The organism is Vibrio sp. Y176 (genome assembly GCF_033438945.1).
The window spans coordinates 1-558 of sequence record NZ_JAWOQS010000975.1 but is presented as its reverse complement, the minus strand read 5'-3'; the positions used below and the strand labels follow the sequence as shown (position 1 = coordinate 558).

General features: G+C 47.5%; 1 pseudogene. It reads left to right on the top strand.

The features are described from left to right. Positions 1–558: pseudogene (gene dnaE / locus R7O13_RS29715) on the top strand (DNA polymerase III subunit alpha); the annotation flags it as partial.

Genomic DNA, 558 nt, shown 5'->3' with positions numbered 1-558 from the left:
ATCTAGAATTGATTCGTACAGGTCGTCCGGATGAAGAGACGTACTTGCACTTTGCCATCGATCTCGCTGAGCAACATGACTTGCCCGTGGTCGCGACAAACGAAGTGGTTTTCCTAAGTGCAGACCTTTTCGATGCGCATGAGATTCGTGTTGCGATTCATGATGGTTACACATTAGAAGATCCACGCCGACCAAAAAATTACAGCCCGCAGCAGTACCTTCGCACTGAAGAGGAAATGTGTGAGCTGTTTGCTGATATTCCAGAAGCGCTAGAAAACAGTGTCGAGATCGCCAAGCGTTGTAACGTGACCGTTCGTTTGGGTGAATACTTCTTGCCAGCCTTCCCAACAGAAGGGATGGAAGAAACTGAATTCTTGGTCATGAAGTCACGAGAAGGTTTGGAAGAGCGTCTAGAGTTCCTATTTCCTGATGAAGAAGAGCGCAAAAAGCGCCGTCCAGAATACGACGAGCGTTTACAAATCGAACTCGACGTAATCAACCAAATGGGGTTCCCAGGCTACTTCTTGATCGTAATGGAGTTCATCCAGTGGTCGAAAG